Source organism: Paenibacillus maysiensis, from assembly GCF_000520815.1.
Classification (GTDB): Bacteria; Bacillota; Bacilli; order Paenibacillales; family Paenibacillaceae; genus Paenibacillus; species Paenibacillus maysiensis.
Window position 1 is genome coordinate 27,604 of sequence record NZ_ASRY01000304.1, and the last position, 19,498, is coordinate 47,101.

Genomic DNA, 19,498 nt, shown 5'->3' on the forward strand with positions numbered 1-19,498 from the left:
AGCTGAGTCAGCCTGGTGCAGATTTTCAAATATGAAATAAAGGAAGGGATATGCAATGCTTTGTTAAAACGATTTAAATTCGGCTGATGATAAGATACGTAATACCTCCGCCCGGCAGAATATCCGTTTTGTTTTGGCTGAATACTCGTATATCAATAAAAGACCCGGCTTTCAGCTTCAGTTCAATCGTTCCGCTCAAAGCGCCGGAATTCAGCCCGCCTATCACCCGATCGTCAAGATAAGCATAAGCCGAGCCTCCAGTGGCTTGTTCATCATTCACATGGAGAGCCAGTCTTGTGCGATTACCATCCACTTGAGGATCGGTCGAAACGTAGACTTGTATTCTATATTTTCCAGATCGTTTGGCTCGCCAATGTCTATTATTCACATCAAATTCCGTCACCTCATCATTTGTAATCTGATTGAAGTTCACCTTCTGCCAATTGCCCGCAGAAATGTTTTGTCTTGTATCTATATATGCTTTGAAAAAGGTTGCTTCCAGTTGTTCAATTCCCTCATCGGAATATTTCTCTCCCAGCAGTAATGCCTGCCCTGTCCCGTTGTTCTCATAATAGAGATTATCACTGTAGCTGAAATCCAAATGGGAGCGAAGCATCACTTGCTGTGTGGATGAACTGCCGGAAAAGGATACCAGATGCCTCAAATTACGTGGATACCCGCCCACCTCATCCAGTAAAATTTTTTTACCAATAACCACATCAACAAAATTATTGCACACAGACAGGTGATTATCGTATTTGTCCGTCCATTTGTCCGCGATGGCCAAAATGGAGTCGCGAAGAGCAACATTCTTCGTCTCCTTCGTGGCACCAATTTGAATAAAAGACGGAACCGTCACCCTATGTTCTAAGCTTAGCCCCTCAAACCAGCAGCCTATAAATTCGGCATTCATAAAATCATCAATTCGAATAGGAATATCACTTGAGCTTCCGTCCTTTATGTGCTGGCTGGCCAAAAATCTGGCCCCGTTGGAGCTATTCAGATCGAGCGCTGTATCATTGCCCATGGTTAATAGCCCAAGACTCGTAAACTGCGAGCTTCTGTTTTCCAGATGAATTCCTCTTTTATTATAGTTAATTTCCGCGTTCACCAAAAAATCCACATCACTTTCATAACCCCAAAAACCAGTCTCGAAATGCTCGATCAAGACATTATCCAGTACAACTCCCCCGCCCTTCCAGTCCTGAATCCCCGAAGTACCTTTGCCATAATAGCCACGCTTCGCCGCCTGGGAAAACGGATTATTTAATGCGGTTCTTACGGCACCCTCGTATCGGATCGACAAATCGTGGAATTGTACATTTTGAAAGCCACTGAATGTAGGGAGGCTCTCATCCCCAATTTGAAAACATGGACCCGTGCCATAGTATTCAATGGAAGTAACCCCCTTACCCTGTCGATATCTGCCCTTATGCGTACCAAAAAAGCGGATACCCTGTTTGCGGATATGCAAGGTAGACGTTATTTTATAGCGACCACCAGGAATGCGAAGCATGGAGTAGTCAGGCGTGCTATCGATCATTTGCTGCAAAGCGGCCGTGTCGTCCTGAACACCGTCACCTGCGGCTCCAAACCAACTGACATTCACACTACGTTGATTGAATTCTTTATCAATCTTTTTAAAATTTTCTTCCAGTTGCCGTTGGTTCAAGCTTACACCACCCAAGCTACTCAAGTTCAATTTCAAATGATCTGTATACTGATCCGCCACCCCAACACCTCCACTTTTTGAAAACAACGAAAATATCTTCTTTCAGACAGGGCTGAAACATTCTATTCTCTGAATATGGATTGAGTATATGCGAATACATTTTTATTATTGTACAAAATGATACGTTTTGTATAAAATAGATACATATCGTATCTAGGTGGTGAATGTGTGAAGACTGTCCTTACAGTGACCGGTTTACTGGCTTTTTCAATTCCTTATGCCTGTCAGGGCTTGTCTCCGAGAGTGATCGCAATTTCTCTGCTCATCCTGCTGTTTAGCTATCTGATGCTGCTGCCCTCGCTAAAGCCGCTAATTGCAACCTTGGCTGATAATCCGTTGCTGACCTTACTCATGATATACATAACTGCCTCCTGTTTATGGGCTGAACAGGAACAGACCTCATCCATGCTGATGGTGCTTAAATTCGTTGCTTTTTCCACCTTTGGGCTTTATCTGGTTACCCATTATACGACGCAAGGCTGCATCCGCCTGTTGGTCATTACGTTAAGTATTTTGAGCATACTCAATCTACTGGCGGTATTGCTCGTTCCCTCTTTTGCCATTCATGGGGGCGTCGAACATACAGGGCTGTGGAAAGGCATTTCCGGTCATAAAAACACACTGGGAACGCTCTCTCTGCTATGTTTTGTTTCACATGTCATTTATTTTTTCAGGGGAACACGCAAAACTTTGCATGTTGGCTTTATTTTGCTGAATGCCTTACTGCTCATCAAATGCCAATCCACTACTTCGTTGTTGCTGACTTCTTCCCTGTTCATGTTCATCCTTTTTATACTGCTATTCAAAAGAATCCGAAGCGTTGCGCTGCGTGGTTTCTTCATTAGCAGTTCCTGCCTGCTTGTGCTTTTGAGTCTCGTGTTCGCTTTAAGTTACGGGGATGCGATTGCATCGGAATTTGGCAAGACAACAACCTTGACTGGAAGAACAGAAATCTGGCAGGGAATTGCAGGCGCCATTGAAAGTCACTACTGGTTTGGTCATGGCTACGGTTCCTTCTGGGCAAACCGGCCTAGCATCTATGCCAATGGAATCCGATTTGATCTGACAAGCAGCCACAGCGGATTTCGGGATCTGTGGATCGATATCGGCCTTACGGGACTGTTGGCAACCATTACACTCGTCATAGCCACTTTATTTAAATTCAGAATCGGTAAAACCGATATGTATACATGGCTGACAGCAGCCGTATTCTTCTTATTCATCGTGTTAAACAACATTACAGACAGCCGCTTCCTAAATTCTCTGGCCATCTACTGGATCATATTCATCGTTATTGTGATTAAGGTACAGGAACGGCATAGACTATTAATAGCAGAAAAGGCGAACACGACAGTATGCAGCACACCCCCGCAACATTAGGGGCTACCAAACGATTAGTACGCAAAAAACCCCGTTTTCCTACGGCCTTAGATGGCGTTCGGAAACGGGGTACTTGGGATATAACGATCTACATTTGTGGAATGATCGCCAAAACGAGATTTAAAAATTTCTCACGTACCTTCTCTGCTGTATCCATTACTTCATCGTGGGACAGGGGCTGATCCAAGATGCCTGCCGCCATATTCGTGATGCAGGAGAAGCCCAGCACCTCAATGCCTGCATGACGGGCTACGATAACCTCGGACACCGTGGACATACCCACCGCGTCTGCACCCAGTGTGCGCAGCATAACGATTTCAGCAGGCGTTTCATAGTTTGGACCCAGCAATCCGGCATATACGCCTTCCTGCAAGCTGAAGCCCTGCTGAGCAGCGGTTTGCTTGGCAATCTCGCGCAAGCGACGGCTGTATGCCTCCGACATGTCAGGGAAGCGAACGCCCAGAGCTGCATCGTTCGGTCCGATCAGCGGATTTTGTCCGGTCAGATTGAGATGATCCGAGATAACCATCAGATCGCCTGCCTCATAAGACGTATTGACACCGCCTGCCGCATTTGTCACCAGCAGACTTTGAATACCCAATTGCTTCATGACCCGAACCGGGAAAGCCGTAAGCTGCGGGCCATAGCCCTCATACATATGGAAGCGGCCCTTCATCATAACTACAGCGCGACCTTCAATGGTACCTAGCAGCAATTCTCCTTCATGACCTTCTACCGTCGATACGGGAAAATGGGGAATATCCTGATAAGGAATACTAATTCCATCCTGAATCAAATCGGCCAGAATGCCGAGACCCGAGCCTAAAATAAGGCCAATTTCCGGACGGATTCCGCTCTTGGCACGGATATAATCTGCTGCTTCCTGAATCGTTGCTTGGTTGGCTGTTGACATCAATATCTCTCCTGTCTTGTACAATCGTTAGTTATAGTTGCTGTGATCGTTACTACAGTGATGACTATGGTAAATCGTCGTCACATGCGATCCTTGCTGTCGCTGGACGGACGATTGCCGCCGTGCGGATGATGCTTTTCGTAGACTTCCTTCATACTTCGCTTGGCTGTCTGCGCATAAACCTGCGTCGTGGACAGATCGGCATGGCCCAGCATCTCCTGTACGGAGCGCAAATCCGCTCCGCCCTCCAGCATATGTACCGCAAAAGAATGCCGCAGGGTATGCGGTGTAATATCCCCGCTTATGCCTGCTTCCTGACCGTACTTCTTGATCATTTTCCAAAAGCCCTGTCTGCTGAGACGCTGACCGGATACATTGAGGAACAAGGCTTCCTGTTCTACTACCCGAGATTCCTCATTCTGCCCGGATCGCAGCAACAACGCACGCTGCTCGTCCATATACGCTTGTGCCCACTGCGATGCCTCACGGCTGATCGGCACGACACGCTCCTTACCCGCCTCACCGCCACAGTGAACGAAGCGCATATCGGTGCGTACATCACGTATGTTCAGGGCGATCAGCTCGGATACGCGAATTCCTGTCGCATACAGCAGTTCCAGCATCGCCTTGTCCCGTCCCCCTTGCGGGGTGGAAACATTCGGCGCTGCCAGCAGACGTTCTATCTCATCCTGCGTGAGCACTGAAGGCTTCTTTTTGTTGGCCTTCGGCAGCTCCAGCAAGACAGACGGGTCATGACCCGTAATCCCCTCCCGAATGAGAAAATGGAAAAAGGAGCGGATAGAGGCTACGCTGCGCGAAATCGTCGCCGCGGCTTTTCCCTGTTCCTTCAAGCGTCCCAAATAAAGCACCAGATGAGAGCGTTGAACATGGTCCGGCTGCTCGATGTCGCAGCTTTCAGCGAACTCGACAAACTGCTGTACGTCCCGATGATACGCTTCCAATGTGCTGGGCGACAAGCCCTTTTCCTCTTCCATATATCGAACAAAAGGTTGAATATACATTTTCATGAGTTCCAGAAGTCTCCTTGTCCTGCATACAACGGTTCAATCGGATCAGTCTCAGCGTCTACATGGACTATTCTCCATACCAGTAAAAGAAACGCAGACGCTCCGACACCGCCGTCTTATACTCGGGTACGTCGGATAATTCCTGCCCGCCGAATACCTTGACTGCATGTCCTTCCGGTATCCGGTAATGATCCACAGGTGTAATCCAATCCCTAAACAACCCGAGGCTATAGTAGAACATACATGCCAAAACCCCGAACAGTATGAACAGACGCAGCCATTTTAGTCCTCTCCGCAACGATAGTACCATATGAATCAGCCGCCTTTTCCAGATTATAGGCCTTGTTAAGGCTCTCTATGGAAGGGTATGACAAGCTGTTCCTTTTTATACCGCTTAATGTCGTATAGCAGATCCCGAACCAAAAAAGTCCCCAACTAAAAAAGCTCTCCCCGAACGCGTCTTCGTCGGTGAGAGCTTGGGTTGTCAGCTTATTAATCCTAAGATTTGTTTTTCTTGGTTTTACCCAAAAATTTCTGGGCTGTCGTATCGTTCTTCGTCTTGCAACGATAACAAATGCCGTGAAAGTCCAAACGGTGGTCCACTACGGTAAAATTATATTCCCGTTCCAGACGCTCTTCCAGCGGTCCAAGCCAATCCTCCAGTATTTCATCCACACTGCCGCACTGCACACATATCAAATGGTGGTGGTGATGCTTGGTCGTATCGCCGCGCAGGTCATAACGCGCAACGCCATCACCAAAATTGATTTTCTCCACGACGTGCAGTTCACTTAGCAGTTCTAGGGTACGGTATACGGTTGCCAGACCGATTTCGGGAGCTTTCTCTTTAACGAGCATAAATACATCTTCCGCACTCAGATGATCATCTTCGTTCTCAAGTAAAACTCTGACGGTGGCTTCCCGCTGAGGCGTTAGTTTGTAGCCCTGGGATTGCAGCTGCTGCTTAATTTTTTCGATCCGTGCTTCCATGTGTCTCCCTCCCCCTGCAAAAGCTACTGCCCACTGCACTTTTTTTCACTCCTATTATTATAGGGGGTCTATACAAATAAAGTCAAACATTTTGAAACGGGGTCAGGGAGACACGGAGGCAGTCAGCATGGGAGTAACCCACTGCATCATGACTGGAGTGACCCAAGTTTCAAAGGACGCGCTACCAACGAGGAGCAACATCATTGCAGCGGTCAGCCCTGCGTAGGACAGCAAAGGACGAAGCATGCCAACAGATGTCCGTGTAGCGAGTATTTTAGTTTTGATCATATGAATGGAAAAGGTCATCGCAGCCACACTGCACACGAGCAGCACCGGAATGACGATTAAATTGTGGGGAGCCACGGAGACGAGGGAAAATAACAGCCCTTTCCACGAATATTGCCCCACCATATAGCCTACGGAAAATCCGATCAACACACCCTTGAGGAAATTCAGTACAAGAATGCCAGGAAGACCGATGACTGAAAGACCGCATACCCAGATTAAACCGACCCATTTTAGATGTAGAGACACACTATCCCAAAAGGTTGAGGTCGCTTGCGAACCAGTAAAGCCCTGCTCATTTTGATTGACCGTCACAAAAAAATCCTTTAGGTAACGCGACAAATCCTGTAGCTGCTCCAGCGAGAGCGCGTTCACCATCAGTGCACCAAAAACGACTCCTACCAGAAACAGCACGGCCAAAAAAAGATAATACGGCGTCTGATCCTTTAACGTATGACGAAACCACTGCATCGACGTCCTGCCCCTTTCATCTGCTTGTTTGTCCAAAAAACAACCGTAATCCGACGGCTGATGGCTAGGGTTCAGGGCAGCTTGCGCTGCAAAAGAAGATTCACGAGTGATGTGCCAAGCCAACGGCATAGATATTTAATGGTTATGAACAAGCAGACCCCGATATGACTTTAATAGGACATGACTTTATCGGGACAAGACTTTATTAGGACCTGGCTATTTTGCCGTATGTCCCGCCACCACCGGATACGAGGGAAAGCCGTCCCTCCCGGGAAAGGACAATTTGCTCTGCCAACGCGTCTCCGACAACCGCCGCCAGTTCCTCCTGTGTGACTTCATGTAAAATATTCATTTCTGTTCCGAACGCATTCAGCAGGTGGTTCAGCTTGGCTTTGCCCAGACCGGGGATAAATTCCAGTGGAATCTGGTAAATGTATGGCGGCCGATGTGATGGAATCACGGGCTGCTCACGATCGGCAATACTCCATATCCGATCCAGTACGCCCCGTACCAGCTTGGTATGACCACAGGCAGGACAGCGTTCATCCGCCATCTGCTGCTCATCCATAATCGTACCGCAGCTTTGACAGTAGGAACGATGGTACTTGCCCAGCTTTGGATTTAATCCGTAGTTGGCAGACACCCGTCGTCCTTCCTGACGCTCCAAAGCCATTCGGAATTCATCAAAGCATGGCCTTGCCATGGATAATTTGTTGTACTCCCGTCCAATTTTGCCGAGCGAATGGGCATCGGAATTGGTCAGGAAGCTGAAACGATCCAGCTCCGAGATCAATCCGGCCATAGACGAATCCGCACTTAACCCCAGCTCCACTCCGCTAATGAGCTGCATATCCAGCAGTTCCTCCATACGGGCCGCAGAACTTCCGTATATGCCCTTATGAGGGGTGAACACATGCGCTGGCACCATAATGCCTCCACGACCGTAAATTTGCTGCTGTAGCTCGCGTGGCGGGGCATAGATACGCTGCGAGCTGAGATTGACATTTTTCATGTGCCGAGCTATCCATTGCGTAAAATCCTCCATCGCCGCCAAATGGGGAAAATAGGCCAGGATGTGCGCCTCGGGACGACCCTCAGCCCGAATCTCCAGCTCCGTTCCCAGCAGCACAACCGTATCCCGGTACGCGATACCACCACCGCTGATTTCCGTCATTTCACCCGTATGCAAATAAGCGTGGATATCCTCCTGTACGTTCGGTGCGTGGCAGTCAATGATCCCGATCAGTCCGATGCCCTTGCGACCGGATGACTCCTTGGCAATGTTGGCAAAGGTCAGGTCACGACTGCCACTAATTTTGACCGGAGCTCCCTTTTCCGTTCTTCCGATATGAATATGGAGGTCAGCATAGCAATCTGTAATTTTCACCGTATTTCCGTTCATACCGCTTAAAAGCTCCCTGTGTGTTGGTAAAGCTGCCACGCATAGACAGCCAGAATCGTTTTGGCGTCACTAATCCGACCTTCACGAATGAGCGCCTGTGCTTCCTCCAGCGTCACCTCGAACAGCTCTAGAAATTCATCCTCATCCAGTTCCATTTCTCCCAACTCCAGCTCTTCGGCCACATAAAGATGAATGATTTCATCCGCAAATCCGGGGGAAGTATAAAAGGAGTGCAGCAGCTTCAGCGACTTGGCAGTATAGCCTGTCTCCTCTCTCAGCTCGCGTCCCGCTGCTTCCATCGGGTCCTCTCCCCGCTCAAGCTTACCTGCCGGGATTTCCACCTCACAGCGGCCCATCGCCTGTCTGTACTGATCCACAACCAGCATTTTCCCCTCATGCAGCGCCAACACGGCCACCGCCCCCGGATGCTTCACGATTTCACGCTTACCCGTGGAGCCGTCTGGAAGCTCTACCGTGTCCACCTGCAACGTAATCACTTTTCCTTCAAAAATGGGCTGCGTGGATACCGTTTTTTCCTCCAACGCAGGATTGGAATAAGGCTTGCGGTCTGGATTGTTCAATAGATCGTTCACTGGATCGTTCTGTTGATTGTTCATCAGTATGTTTCCTCCTTCGTCATCTATCTTTTCATTAACTATCGCCAACTTTAGTATAACTTGTCCACTTCGAGCATATGGTGGTATTATAACAAATTCCCCTGTTCAAAGGAGATTCGCCAATGAAAAGCTACCGTACCGAAACCACTCTCCATATTGTCGGCAAAGCCTGGCAGATTCAAGCCCTCCTGCGGCAATGGCAAAAGGAACACGGCTCCACTACCACGATCGCCTCGCTCGTGGTTCCAAAAAAGGTTCAGGTCTAAAGACAAGGGAACGCTGTTCCTGTCTTTAGCCTGAACCTTATGTGTATCGTGCGAGTCTTACTTCGTCGCCTCTTGAATAAGGGCTACGACCACTTCGGCAACCTTCACCAGATCATCTGCCTTGATTTTTTCCTGTGTCGTATGAATGTTCTGGTAGCCAACAGCCAAATTCACCGTTGGAATTCCCAGTCCGTTGAATACATTGGCATCCGAGCCACCACCGGAATGGAAGATCGGCGTTGCCAGCCCCAGCCCTTGTATAGCACGCTGAGCAACCTGCACAATTTCATCATGCTCCGTAAAGCTGAATGCCGGATAAATAACTTCGCTCCGGAACTCGCCTTGTGCACCAAATTCACGCGCGGTAGTTTCCAGTGCTTCACGCATATGCTGGATTTGATGATCCACCTTCTCCTGCACAATACTGCGTGCTTCCGCCCGGATCAGTACAAAATCGCATACCACATTCGTTGCTCCGCCGCCCTCGAAGCTGCCTATGTTAGCGGTCGTTTCCTTATCAATCCGTCCCAGCTTCATCTTGGAAATGGCCTTGGAGGCTACTTGAATGGCACTGATGCCATCTTCGGGATTTACACCTGCATGAGCGGACTTGCCTGTAATTTTCATTTCAATACGAGCCTGCGTTGGCGCAGCCACACAAATGGAGCCTACTTCACCATTGGAATCCAATGCATACCCAAAGTCCGCATCCAGCAATTCCGGTTTCATTGCCCGCGCGCCGAACAGACCGGACTCCTCACCTGCCGTAATCACAAACTGAATTTGTCCATGGGGAATTTTCTGCTCACGCACGACACGAATCGCCTCGAACAAAGCGGCAATCCCTGCCTTATCGTCTGCCCCCAAAATGGTTGAACCGTCACTGCGAATCCATCCATCCTCACCTAGTTGCGGCTTAATGCCTTTGCCTGGTGTAACGGTATCCATGTGGCAGGTAAAAAACAATTTAGGTGCTTGCTCCGCGCCTTCCGCCTTCCAGGTTACGATCAGATTACCCGAACCATGTCCGGTTCTTTCGCGGGAATCGTCTTCTGTTACCTCCAGCCCGAGTGCATTGAATTTTTCTTTCAGAACACGCGATATTTCCTGCTCGTGCTTGGTTTCGCTATCGACCTGTACGAGTTCTATAAATTCTTGCACGATGCGTTCTTTCACTACTTTTGCTGTCATTGAACTTCCCTCTCTTTCCCGTTTACGCTACAATACGGATAGATAGTCTTATATCTGACTTAAACCTATCCTAAAGGAGTTACACATGCCGAACAAAAAATGGGTTCGTTTTTTCATCTACATTATGCTCGCTGCGATGATTGGCTCTACGCTGTTCATGGTGATTGAGCCGTTGATTATGCCACTATAATGAATTGCGCTCTCAAGATATTCTGCCGTCCCCATGCTCCATGGAGGCTGTAGGCGGACAAGTTGTGGCGCAAGAAAACAGCGGGCTTCCGTGTAATCACAGAATAGCCCGCCTTTGCTTTATTAGAGGGAATGACTTTGCCATTCCGCCGCAAATGAAAATTGCTCCTCAAAGTAAGGTACAATCTCCTTCGCAATCTGCTCCACTGAAAAGGTCTGCTGTGTGCAATCCTCCAATGAAGTCACTCCGTATTCCTGAATTCCGCATGGAACGATACCTTGAAAGCCCTCATGCTGTATCCCTGATTTGATATTGAAGGCAAAACCATGACTGGTCACAAAGCCGCGACGGTGCTTACATTTGTTAAATTTGACTCCTATAGCCGCGATTTTAAGATTCCCGACCCATACCCCTGTGTATTTTGGCTTGCGGCTTCCTTCAATACCATGGGACGCCAGCAACCGAATGATCACCTCTTCCAGACTCCGGAGGTATCCGTGCAGGTCAAGCGCCTCCCGGTTGCCGAGCATAATCAGAGGATATCCGACCAGTTGCCCCGGTCCATGATATGTAATGTCTCCTCCGCGGTCAATCTGAAAGACACTGATTCCCTGAGCTTTCAACTGCTCCGGTGTGAGAAGCAGATGCTCAGGATGTTGCTGAGAGCCAATCGTGTAGGTCGGCGGGTGCTGGAGAAGCATAAGCGTTTCCCTCACCTCTCCCGCATCCACCTTCCCTACAATATCTTTCTGGACATCCCATGCATGTGCATACTCCACCCTATTCGTATAGGTTACATCAAGCGGTCGTCTGTTCACGGCCTGTCACTTCCTCTCCGTCCATTTACCCAACTGTTCGGATGATTAGTAAAGCTTCGTATCCAAGGTGTAGCCTTCAAGATTTTCTTTAACCCGTTGCAGGAATCGTCCGCAAATCACTCCATCCAAAATGCGATGATCCAGCGACAAGCACAGATTAGCCATCGAGCGAACCGCAATCATATCATCAATAACCACTGGTCTTTTGACAATGGATTCAAAGGTAAGAATTGCAGCCTGCGGATAGTTAATCACCGGATAAGATAAAATTGAACCAAAGGAGCCTGTGTTGTTTACAGTGAACGTTCCGCCTTGCATGTCGTCCAGTTTGAGCGTGCCTTCCCGGGTTTTACGTGCCAAATCGTCAATTTCACGAGCCAATCCAGCAATATTTTTCTGGTCCGCTTTTTTAATAACAGGGGTAAGAACGGAATCCTCAGTACCCACGGCCAATGAAATATTGATGTCTCTTTTGACGATAATTTTGTCCACAGCCCACACCGAGTTCATGATCGGATATTCCTTGATGGCATTCACGACTGCTTTCATGAGGAAAGCCAGATACGTAATATTGATGCCTTCTTTTTGCTTGAACTCGTTTTTGATCTTGTTGCGGAGCATCACCAGGTTGGTCACATCCACCTCAATCGTCGTCCAGGCATGTGGAATTTCCGAGACGCTTTGCCGCATATTGCGGGCAATCGCACTGCGAATCGGTGTAACATCGATAAAATACTCCGATCTGTTATTGTTGCTACCCTCAACTTCGATCACAGGAGCTTTTGGAGCCTCCGTCAAATGAATGCCACTGTTACGAACCGGAATAGCAGGGTCCATATTTTGAATTGGTATACTATGCTGAGCGGTGGACTGCTGTCTTCCGGCAAAAGGAGAGCCTTGTCCTGATGTCGTCGCAGTCGGCTGTTCAGACACTCCCGCCTGAGTAGATCCCCCCAGTTGTACATAATTCAGCACATCTTTACGGGTAATTCGTCCGCCCATGCCCGTGCCTGTCACCTGATTCAAGTCTATACTGTGCTGAGCAGCCAGTGTTTGCACCGCCGGGGAAAACCGTCCTCGCATGGATTGATCCGAAGCAGTACCCTGCTGGAATTGTGCTTGTGCGTTGCCCTGAGGTACCGGTGCAGCGGATGTCGCCCCAGTTGATGCAGCAGGTGTAGCTGACTTCGTCTGAATACGGCAAATCAATTCTCCAACAGCTACCGTCTGACCTTCCTCTGCTAACAGATCACCCATAATACCATCCAATGTCGATGGAATTTCCGCGTTCACTTTATCTGTAATGACCTCGCAAATCGGCTCGAATTGCTCCACCGTTTCGCCAGGTTGTTTCAACCATTTTGCAATTGTCGCCGATACAAGCGACTCTGCCAATTGGGGCATGGTCACGTCGGTCCATTGTGTTTGGTCTGACATTTTTTCAACTCCTTAACATCATAGGAGGGCGCGTTGTACCGCTGCCCCCGCTACACTTTTGGAATGCTTTCGTCTAATCCGCTCCATATTAATACATTGCAAGACGGCGCATCGCTTCCTTAACCTTATCCTTGTTTAACATATAAAACTTCTCCATCGGCGGGCTGATCGGCATTGCAGGCACGTCTGGAGCGCACAGACGCTCAATCGGCGCATCCAGCTCGAACAGACATTCCTCATTAATAATTGCGGATACCTCGGCACCGATGCCACCCGTTTTGTTGTCTTCATGCACGATGAGTACCTTGCCCGTATGCTTTGCAGCTTCAATGATGGCCTGACGATCCAGCGGCTGGAGTGTGCGCAAGTCCACAACGTGTGCAGTAATGCCCTCTTCCTTCTCCAGCTCCTCAGCAGCCTGCATGACAAAATGCAGCGGCTGGCTGTATCCGATGACTGTAATATCGTCACCTTCACGCAGCAAATTGGCTTTGCCAATTGGAACAATGTAATCGTCCTCAGGTACTTCACCCTTGATCAGCTTGTAGCACTTTTTGTTCTCAAAATACAGCACCGGATCAGGGTCGCGGATCGCTGCTTTCAGCAGTCCCTTGGCATCATACGCGGTAAAAGGAGCTACAATTTTCAGACCCGGTGTACCAAAAAAGATAGATTCCGGACACTGTGAATGATACAAGCCGCCAAAAATACCGCCACCAATAGGCGCACGTATCACAACAGGACAGCTCCAGTCGTTATTAGAGCGATAGCGAATTTTAGCTGCTTCACTAATAATCTGATTGGTTGCCGGGAGCATGAAGTCAGAATATTGCATTTCGGCAATCGGCTTCATTCCGTACATGGCCGCACCAATCGCAACTCCGGCAATAGCCGACTCTGCCAATGGCGTATCCAAGACACGCTGCTCACCGAATTGATCCATAAGACCCTTGGTGGTCGTAAAGACACCACCCTTAACACCAACATCCTCACCTAACACAAAAACCGTTTCATCCTGCTCCATCTCTTCCTTCATGGCAAGACGAATCGCATCAATATATTCCATAACCGCCATAATTACCGGCCCTCCCCATCGCTGTCAGCATATACATGCAGTAGCGTATCTTCGGGCTTCGGAAAAGGCGCATTATCCGCATATTCAATCGCTTCCTTGACCTCGAGCAGCAGCTCAGCCGACAAATCCGCGTCCTTGGCCTCATCCCAAATGCCGCATTCCAGCAAATAATTTTTCATACGGGCTACGCCGTCCTTGGCCCAGTTCTCATCCACTTCTTCTTTGGTCCGGTAAGCCAGATCGTTATCCGAGGTGGAGTGAGGAGACAGGCGGTACATCATCGCTTCAATAAGCGTTGGCCCCTCGCCACGAATAGCACGTTCACGCGCTTCCTTGACGGCTGCATACACTTCCAGCGCATCGTTACCATCGACCCGAATTCCAGGGAATCCGTATCCCAAAGCACGGTCGCTCACCTTGCCCGCCATTTGCTTATGAACCGGAACCGATATCGCATATTGATTGTTTTCACACATAATGATGACTGGCAGCTTCTGTACGCCTGCAAAGTTACAGCCTTCGTGAAAATCTCCCTGGTTGCTGGAGCCTTCCCCAAATGTAACGAACGATACAAAATCCTTCTTCTGCATCTTGGCAGCCAGCGCTACACCTACTGCGTGTGGAACCTGCGTCGTCACCGGGCTGGAGCCTGTCACAATACGCAGCCGTTTACTGCCAAAATGACCCGGCATCTGCCGACCACCGCTATTGGGATCGTCCGCCTTGGCGAATGCCGACAGCATCAGTTCGCGTGGCGTCATACCAACCGCAAGCACGAATCCGTAATCCCGGTAATAGGGAAGAAAATAGTCCTTCTCCCGATCCAGCCCGAAAGCCGCACCTACTTGTGCCGCCTCCTGTCCAATGCCGGAAACGTGAAAATTAATTTTCCCTGCCCGTTGCAGGAGCATGTTGCGCTCGTCAAATCTTCTTGCGAGCAGCATATATCTGTACATGTCAATAACTTGTCCGTTAGTAAGTCCCAGCTGTTCATGTCTGAAGCCAGCGTCTACAGCGCCTTTTGAACTCATTGAGGCACCTCCTTAAGAATCAAACATCCTACTACCATCACCTAGTACCATCTTGTCTTAAAACCTGGTACTAAACTCTGGCTAACCCCATTATAATCCTTTTCTCCCCAAAAAGAAAAGCACCGATTTATTAAGATAAATTATATCCCTATCGCCTGTCCATCAACCGCCAGCATCGCTTCTCCCAAAATCTCCGACAATGTCGGATGTGGATGAATAAGCTGTCCGACTTCCCACGGCGTAGCATCCAACAGCTGCGCAAGAGCCGCCTCGCTAATAAGGTCCGTCACATGTGTACCGATCATATGTACACCGAGAATATCATTTGTTTCCTCATCAGCAACCACTTTGACGAAGCCGTCCCGACTGCCATACACCAGCGATTTTCCGATAGCCTGAAAAGGGAACTTCCCTGTCTTCACCTGATGTCCACGCTCACGGGCTTCTTGCTCTGTCAGGCCAACACTAGCTGCCTCAGGACGTGTATAAATACAACGCGGAATCAGATGATTCGGTACGCTGTGAACCACTTCGCCCGCCAGATGATGGACTGCCAGTAGCCCTTCATGACTCGCCGCGTGCGCCAGTTGTAAGCCTCCGATGCAATCCCCGATCGCATAAATATGCGGCTCATTCGTCTGCAAATGCTCATTAACCGAGATAAAGCCACGCTCTACGCGGATATCCGTATTTTCCAGTCCGATATTTTCCACATTCGCCTGACGACCTACCGAAATGAGCAGCTTGGAAGCGCTGAGTGTTTCGGTTTCGTCCCCTTTTTGCACGTCAATCTGTACGCTTTCCTCATCCTTGCCGTACGTTTCAGCCAGCACTTGCGAGCCTGTCAGCACCTTGACACCACGCTTGGTTAAGAGGCGCTGCATTTCACGCGAAACATCCTCGTCCTCGGTTGGAATAAGCCGATTCGCCGCCTCGACCACCGTAACCTCCACGCCAAAATCGTTCAGCATGGAAGCCCATTCCACGCCAATAACGCCACCACCTACGATAATCAGCGAGGCTGGTAATTCTTCCATCGTCAACGCTTCGTCACTACTCAAAATAAATTCGCCATCCGGCTCCAATCCGGGTAGCACACGCGGGCGTGATCCCGTTGCAATAATGAGATGGGCGGGAACAATCGTCTCCATCTCGCCATCTTCCAGCTCCACGGCAACTGCGCCGCTTTTTGGAGAAAAAATCGACGGTCCAATCACGCGCCCTTTGCCGCTCAGCACCGTGATTTTATTTTTACGCATCAAAAATTGCACGCCCTGATGTAACTGCTCTACAACGGCTTCCTTCCGCTCTTGTACCTTGGGAAAAACAAGCTGCGCTCCCGAGGTCTCAATGCCGTATTGCGCACTTTCCTTAATCGTCGCATACACTTCCGCACTGCGCAGCAAAGCCTTGCTTGGGATACATCCACGGTGCAGACAGGTTCCACCTAGCTTGTCCTTTTCGATAATAACGACTTCCTTGCCGAGCTGGGCAGCGCGAATCGCTGCAACATACCCTCCGGTTCCTCCGCCCAAAATAGCGACATCACAATGTATAGTCATGCTTCTCCTCCATTTAACATTGATTATATATAGCTTATTGTACTCTCTTTATTTCTCTGTACAAAATATAGTGTTTATGCATAGACTATAGGCCGTCTAACAACCCGTTCCCGGCATCTACTGTAAATTACTCATACAAAGCGTCCCGTAACTTGGTAGACATTCTTGGAGTTTGAGCTGTTTTGGCCCGTAGCGCTTTGCGAAAGGATTCATTTTGCTTGCGCAGAAGGTCCAGCTCTGTCTCCAGCTCCGTCATCAACTCCTGTGCCTCTTGGCTTACCAGCCCTTGCTCCAGTAATGCTTCTATTTTGGCACTATAATCCGTATCATTTTGGTTCATGCCTGTCCCCTCTTCCCTCTATTCCACTATACTTCACCATATCATGCTCACGGCAACAGGGCAATGACGTCCACATTTACGCTCAAAGAATAGATATACAATAACATGTCGAAAAACAATATATTTTCTCTAGTCTGTTTGCTGCACATTATGGTAATCTATAATGGCCTTTTCTTTCGGGAATAATAGATTCACAGCGTTATGCGCATGTTACAGAGAGGGGAATTCGCGTTGCCTACAGGACGAATTACGATCATTACAGGCCCCATGTTTAGCGAAAAATCCGGCGAACTGATTCGCCGCTGTCAAAAATTAATTCAATACGGGCACCGTAAGGTGGTCGCTTACAAACCAGCTGAAGATAACCGCTACGCCAAGGATGAAATTGTAAGCCGCATCGGATATCGGCTGCCCGCCATCTCCATTCCGAAAAAGCTCACAGATGAGCTTGTTCAGCGGATTTTGGAAGAAACGAAGGATGCCGATGTGGTCGCCTTTGACGAAGTACAGTTTTTCAGCCGTCATATTATGATGTTAGTGGAGGAGTTAGCCTACTGTGGCAAGCACGTGATTGCAGATGGACTCAATTTGGACTACCGGGGTAAGGAATTCGGATATGTTGGCGGTTTACTCGCCATGGCAGATGACATCGAAAAGCTAGCTTCCTTTTGCGCCGTATGTGGAAGTTCGAAAGCTGTATATACCCAGCGTATGGTGAACGGAAAGCCTTCCACTGTAGGGCCCATCGTAATGATCGGCGACTCTGAGGCATATGAACCGCGTTGCCGTAATTGCTTCATACCACCCCATAAAGTAAACTGCGATTAGCACGGAGAATTTGCCGTCAGACTGCGATACAGGCATGATAACCAGCGGATTTTTTTCTTGTATTTTTTTGGAACGATTCGAGCAATTGCCCCGTATATTCTGTTAAGCAGTATAAGTTTTTTAGTTTTCGTATGAACACCATGACCATGATATTATCGGGGGGCTTACTTATGAGTTTTTTCAACAAAATCTTGGCAAGCGCAGGAATCGGTTCAGCTAAAGTCGATACATTGGTGGACCAGGCCGTGTATGTCCCTGGCGAAGAGCTTAGTGGCATCATGCGTATCAAAGGCGGTAAAATTGATCAGGAAATCGGTAAAATTGACATCGAACTCAAAACAGAATATATCGAAGAGCACGATGACAAGAAAACCACTTCCACCTGCTGCATCGCTCGGGTCAAGGTATCCGACGGCTTTCATTTAAAGCAAGGACAGGAGCTTGAAATCCCTTTTTCTTTTTGGTTGCCATTGGAAACACCTGTCACTCATGCCAAACAGCCCGTATGGCTGGATACAGCATTAGACATCGGTATGGCCTTGGACCCGACCGACCGTGACTCACTCAAAATCGAGCCGCATCCCTATATGAGTACGGTGTTTGAGGCCGTTCACCTGTTGGGCTTCCGATTCCATTCCTCCACCTGCGAACGTCATCCCAAGCTGGGACGCGGTGTTCCGTACGTGCAGGAATTTGAATTTACGCCCGGATCGGAATATGCACGCGATATCGAGGAGCTAGAACTGATTATGCAGTTGGAGCCCGAAGGCGTACATGTGCTTGTCGAAGTAGATCGTAGAGGCAGAGGGTTATCCGGCTGGCTGGAGACTGCCTTTGATATGGACGAGCGTCATGCCTGGTTGAGCTTAAGCCGGGAAGAGCTGTCTTATGGACCAGATCATATCGCAGATGCGCTGGAGGAACTGATCGACAGACAGCTTCGATAAATATGTAGATATAACAAAAAAATCCCCGCCGTTTAACTCACGGTTGGGGATTTTTAATGATCTTCAAAATACTCTACCGATTCCGTATCGTCTGCATAGGCTAAAGTGGCAGCATATCCTGCCGTTCCGCCTTGTGCTTGCAAGCCTTGCATACCCCATACAGAGAACCATTGTCATCTGCGTAAAAGGTTAATTTGTCTTCTTTTTTACAAAAGGAGCATTTTTGCTTGCCCGTGCCCTGGATAGAGTCAGACAGTCCAAACCCAGATTGGACTTGAATCTCTGTTGCGTCTGTATTCTCGCGAGAACCGGAAGATACCTTAGACTTGGACACGTTCCCGATGCGGGATTGTCGGACAGACTTACGAGGACGAAATTCAACGACATTACTGCCCCGCTGTTCATTCACTTGTTTGTTGCTGCTGCGACCACGCCATGCCATAACAATCCAACCCAACGCCACCAACAACACGCCGACGATCACCCAAGTTAGACTATTCCACATGCCTTCATCCCCGCCTTTGCTTTAAATTCATTTGGGTTAGTTCCACTTGCCCGTATAATACAAGCTTTATTTTATTTCGTCTAACGGAATCCCGTTCAATGCAATAACCTTATTCATTGAAATATATCCGAGAACACGACTGTCTGTACTGTTCATCCGATTGTCTCCCAACACAGAAATCATACCCTCCGGTACAACATCCGACTCACCTTCTCAGTAGGAAATTAAGCATGTTAGGTAAGTCGCCTTTTTACAAATTGTACATCATCCTTCTGAAAAACGATAATATCCCTCTATGGAAATCGTTCTCCTTATAATAATGCTTATCCACAGCCATATGATCCCCTACCATCATAGTAGGCTGCATCGAAGGCCCATTCACTGAGTATGACTTTACATCATCACTTACATTGATAGTCCCAATCCATGTTTAAATTTTGCAAAATACAAACAAAAACAGTCACCCCCGAGAGGATGACCTATTCATAAA

At 48.5% G+C, this 19,498-nt stretch carries 21 protein-coding genes and 1 pseudogene; 5 read left to right on the forward strand and 17 right to left on the reverse strand.

The features are described 5' to 3' along the window. Positions 1–73 precede the first annotated feature (73 nt). Positions 74–1,732, reverse strand: a complete 1,659-nt coding sequence (locus L696_RS0123565; protein ID WP_025685839.1) for a glycosyl hydrolase family 28-related protein — start codon at positions 1,730–1,732, stop codon at positions 74–76. A gap of 168 nt (positions 1,733–1,900) precedes the next feature. Here L696_RS0123565 and L696_RS0123570 point away from each other — a divergent pair, with 168 nt between their 5' ends. Continuing rightward, the gene (locus L696_RS0123570) at positions 1,901–3,112 is read left to right on the forward strand and encodes an O-antigen ligase family protein (RefSeq protein WP_025685840.1); all 1,212 of its coding nucleotides are present in this window, start codon (positions 1,901–1,903) and stop codon (positions 3,110–3,112) included. A gap of 88 nt (positions 3,113–3,200) precedes the next feature. Here the strand turns inward: L696_RS0123570 and L696_RS0123575 are convergent, their stop codons facing one another. The 7 genes from L696_RS0123575 to L696_RS0123605 all read right to left on the reverse strand — a co-directional run bounded on the left by L696_RS0123575 (position 3,201) and on the right by L696_RS0123605 (position 8,818). Continuing rightward, positions 3,201–4,025, reverse strand: a complete 825-nt coding sequence (locus L696_RS0123575; protein WP_025685841.1) for a purine-nucleoside phosphorylase — start codon at positions 4,023–4,025, stop codon at positions 3,201–3,203. Positions 4,026–4,105: 80 nt separating this feature from the next. After that, positions 4,106–5,053: a site-specific tyrosine recombinase XerD gene (xerD, locus tag L696_RS0123580; protein ID WP_025685842.1), complete on the reverse strand. Its 948-nt coding sequence runs from the start codon at positions 5,051–5,053 to the stop codon at positions 4,106–4,108. Positions 5,054–5,120: 67 nt separating this feature from the next. Then, complete coding sequence (locus tag L696_RS0123585) at positions 5,121–5,363, reverse strand: YqzK family protein (protein WP_025685843.1); 243 nt, start codon at positions 5,361–5,363, stop codon at positions 5,121–5,123. A 188-nt stretch (positions 5,364–5,551) separates the two neighbouring features. Beyond that, complete coding sequence (fur, locus tag L696_RS0123590) at positions 5,552–6,043, reverse strand: ferric iron uptake transcriptional regulator (RefSeq protein ID WP_049827511.1); 492 nt, start codon at positions 6,041–6,043, stop codon at positions 5,552–5,554. 102 nt (positions 6,044–6,145) lie between these two features. Continuing rightward, positions 6,146–6,799 (reverse strand): stage II sporulation protein M, encoded by a 654-nt coding sequence (spoIIM, locus tag L696_RS0123595; RefSeq protein WP_025685844.1) that lies wholly within the window; start codon positions 6,797–6,799, stop codon positions 6,146–6,148. Between the two features lie 205 nt (positions 6,800–7,004). Continuing rightward, a complete protein-coding gene (locus tag L696_RS0123600; protein ID WP_025685845.1) occupies positions 7,005–8,201 on the reverse strand; it encodes an endonuclease Q family protein in 1,197 nt (398 codons plus the stop codon). Between the two features lie 5 nt (positions 8,202–8,206). Beyond that, positions 8,207–8,818 (reverse strand): NUDIX domain-containing protein, encoded by a 612-nt coding sequence (locus L696_RS0123605; protein WP_025685846.1) that lies wholly within the window; start codon positions 8,816–8,818, stop codon positions 8,207–8,209. Between the two features lie 122 nt (positions 8,819–8,940). Between L696_RS0123605 and mciZ the strand changes: the two genes are divergently transcribed. Then, positions 8,941–9,084 carry a Z-ring formation inhibitor MciZ gene (mciZ, locus tag L696_RS29900; RefSeq protein ID WP_081750786.1) on the forward strand — a complete coding sequence of 48 codons (144 nt, stop codon included), beginning with the start codon at positions 8,941–8,943 and terminating at the stop codon, positions 9,082–9,084. A gap of 57 nt (positions 9,085–9,141) precedes the next feature. On the opposite strand, the gene L696_RS0123615 is transcribed toward mciZ, so the two are convergent. Then, positions 9,142–10,275 carry a tripeptidase T gene (locus tag L696_RS0123615; RefSeq protein ID WP_025685847.1) on the reverse strand — a complete coding sequence of 378 codons (1,134 nt, stop codon included), beginning with the start codon at positions 10,273–10,275 and terminating at the stop codon, positions 9,142–9,144. Between the two features lie 85 nt (positions 10,276–10,360). Here L696_RS0123615 and prli42 point away from each other — a divergent pair, with 85 nt between their 5' ends. Further along, the gene (gene prli42 / locus L696_RS30695) at positions 10,361–10,465 is read left to right on the forward strand and encodes a stressosome-associated protein Prli42 (protein ID WP_155985464.1); all 105 of its coding nucleotides are present in this window, start codon (positions 10,361–10,363) and stop codon (positions 10,463–10,465) included. A 122-nt stretch (positions 10,466–10,587) separates the two neighbouring features. Here prli42 and lipB read toward each other — a convergent pair whose 3' ends face one another. From lipB to L696_RS0123650, 6 genes are all read right to left on the reverse strand, one after another. Continuing rightward, a complete protein-coding gene (lipB, locus tag L696_RS0123625; protein WP_025685848.1) occupies positions 10,588–11,283 on the reverse strand; it encodes a lipoyl(octanoyl) transferase LipB in 696 nt (231 codons plus the stop codon). A gap of 45 nt (positions 11,284–11,328) precedes the next feature. After that, entirely contained in the window at positions 11,329–12,720 is a 1,392-nt protein-coding gene (locus tag L696_RS0123630; protein WP_025685849.1) for a dihydrolipoamide acetyltransferase family protein, read from the reverse strand. Between the two features lie 88 nt (positions 12,721–12,808). Continuing rightward, positions 12,809–13,795 carry an alpha-ketoacid dehydrogenase subunit beta gene (locus tag L696_RS0123635; protein WP_025685850.1) on the reverse strand — a complete coding sequence of 329 codons (987 nt, stop codon included), beginning with the start codon at positions 13,793–13,795 and terminating at the stop codon, positions 12,809–12,811. 2 nt (positions 13,796–13,797) lie between these two features. After that, a complete protein-coding gene (locus tag L696_RS0123640) occupies positions 13,798–14,826 on the reverse strand; it encodes a thiamine pyrophosphate-dependent dehydrogenase E1 component subunit alpha (RefSeq protein WP_025685851.1) in 1,029 nt (342 codons plus the stop codon). Between the two features lie 140 nt (positions 14,827–14,966). Next, positions 14,967–16,388, reverse strand: coding sequence for a dihydrolipoyl dehydrogenase (gene lpdA, locus L696_RS0123645; RefSeq protein WP_025685852.1), 1,422 nt, complete (start codon positions 16,386–16,388; stop codon positions 14,967–14,969). Positions 16,389–16,515: 127 nt separating this feature from the next. Further along, positions 16,516–16,728, reverse strand: coding sequence for a hypothetical protein (locus L696_RS0123650; RefSeq protein WP_025685853.1), 213 nt, complete (start codon positions 16,726–16,728; stop codon positions 16,516–16,518). A 231-nt stretch (positions 16,729–16,959) separates the two neighbouring features. Here L696_RS0123650 and L696_RS0123655 point away from each other — a divergent pair, with 231 nt between their 5' ends. Both L696_RS0123655 and L696_RS0123660 read left to right on the forward strand, forming a co-directional pair. Then, positions 16,960–17,556 (forward strand): thymidine kinase, encoded by a 597-nt coding sequence (locus L696_RS0123655; protein WP_025685854.1) that lies wholly within the window; start codon positions 16,960–16,962, stop codon positions 17,554–17,556. A gap of 170 nt (positions 17,557–17,726) precedes the next feature. Further along, on the forward strand, positions 17,727–18,503 hold the full coding sequence (locus L696_RS0123660; RefSeq protein WP_025685855.1) for a sporulation protein: 777 nt from the start codon (positions 17,727–17,729) through the stop codon (positions 18,501–18,503). Between the two features lie 100 nt (positions 18,504–18,603). Here L696_RS0123660 and L696_RS0123665 read toward each other — a convergent pair whose 3' ends face one another. Next, positions 18,604–19,008, reverse strand: coding sequence for a hypothetical protein (locus tag L696_RS0123665; RefSeq protein WP_025685856.1), 405 nt, complete (start codon positions 19,006–19,008; stop codon positions 18,604–18,606). Between the two features lie 66 nt (positions 19,009–19,074). Continuing rightward, positions 19,075–19,197: pseudogene (locus tag L696_RS32175) on the reverse strand (S26 family signal peptidase); the annotation flags it as partial. Positions 19,198–19,498 lie beyond the last annotated feature (301 nt).

What these genes read in the sequence shown, in the direction of transcription:
- L696_RS0123575 (WP_025685841.1), bottom strand. Translation starts at nt 4,025, where the DNA reads ATGTCAACAGCCAACCAAGCAACGATTCAGGAAGCAGCAGATTATATC.
- xerD (WP_025685842.1), bottom strand. Translation starts at nt 5,053, where the DNA reads ATGAAAATGTATATTCAACCTTTTGTTCGATATATGGAAGAGGAAAAG.
- L696_RS0123585 (WP_025685843.1), bottom strand. Translation starts at nt 5,363, where the DNA reads ATGGTACTATCGTTGCGGAGAGGACTAAAATGGCTGCGTCTGTTCATA.
- fur (WP_049827511.1), bottom strand. Translation starts at nt 6,043, where the DNA reads ATGGAAGCACGGATCGAAAAAATTAAGCAGCAGCTGCAATCCCAGGGC.
- spoIIM (WP_025685844.1), bottom strand. Translation starts at nt 6,799, where the DNA reads ATGCAGTGGTTTCGTCATACGTTAAAGGATCAGACGCCGTATTATCTT.
- L696_RS0123600 (WP_025685845.1), bottom strand. Translation starts at nt 8,201, where the DNA reads ATGAACGGAAATACGGTGAAAATTACAGATTGCTATGCTGACCTCCAT.
- L696_RS0123605 (WP_025685846.1), bottom strand. Translation starts at nt 8,818, where the DNA reads ATGAACAATCAACAGAACGATCCAGTGAACGATCTATTGAACAATCCA.
- mciZ (WP_081750786.1), top strand. Translation starts at nt 8,941, where the DNA reads ATGAAAAGCTACCGTACCGAAACCACTCTCCATATTGTCGGCAAAGCC.
- L696_RS0123615 (WP_025685847.1), bottom strand. Translation starts at nt 10,275, where the DNA reads ATGACAGCAAAAGTAGTGAAAGAACGCATCGTGCAAGAATTTATAGAA.
- prli42 (WP_155985464.1), top strand. Translation starts at nt 10,361, where the DNA reads ATGCCGAACAAAAAATGGGTTCGTTTTTTCATCTACATTATGCTCGCT.
- L696_RS0123630 (WP_025685849.1), bottom strand. Translation starts at nt 12,720, where the DNA reads ATGTCAGACCAAACACAATGGACCGACGTGACCATGCCCCAATTGGCA.
- L696_RS0123635 (WP_025685850.1), bottom strand. Translation starts at nt 13,795, where the DNA reads ATGGCGGTTATGGAATATATTGATGCGATTCGTCTTGCCATGAAGGAA.
- L696_RS0123640 (WP_025685851.1), bottom strand. Translation starts at nt 14,826, where the DNA reads ATGAGTTCAAAAGGCGCTGTAGACGCTGGCTTCAGACATGAACAGCTG.
- lpdA (WP_025685852.1), bottom strand. Translation starts at nt 16,388, where the DNA reads ATGACTATACATTGTGATGTCGCTATTTTGGGCGGAGGAACCGGAGGG.
- L696_RS0123650 (WP_025685853.1), bottom strand. Translation starts at nt 16,728, where the DNA reads ATGAACCAAAATGATACGGATTATAGTGCCAAAATAGAAGCATTACTG.
- L696_RS0123660 (WP_025685855.1), top strand. Translation starts at nt 17,727, where the DNA reads ATGAGTTTTTTCAACAAAATCTTGGCAAGCGCAGGAATCGGTTCAGCT.
- L696_RS0123665 (WP_025685856.1), bottom strand. Translation starts at nt 19,008, where the DNA reads ATGTGGAATAGTCTAACTTGGGTGATCGTCGGCGTGTTGTTGGTGGCG.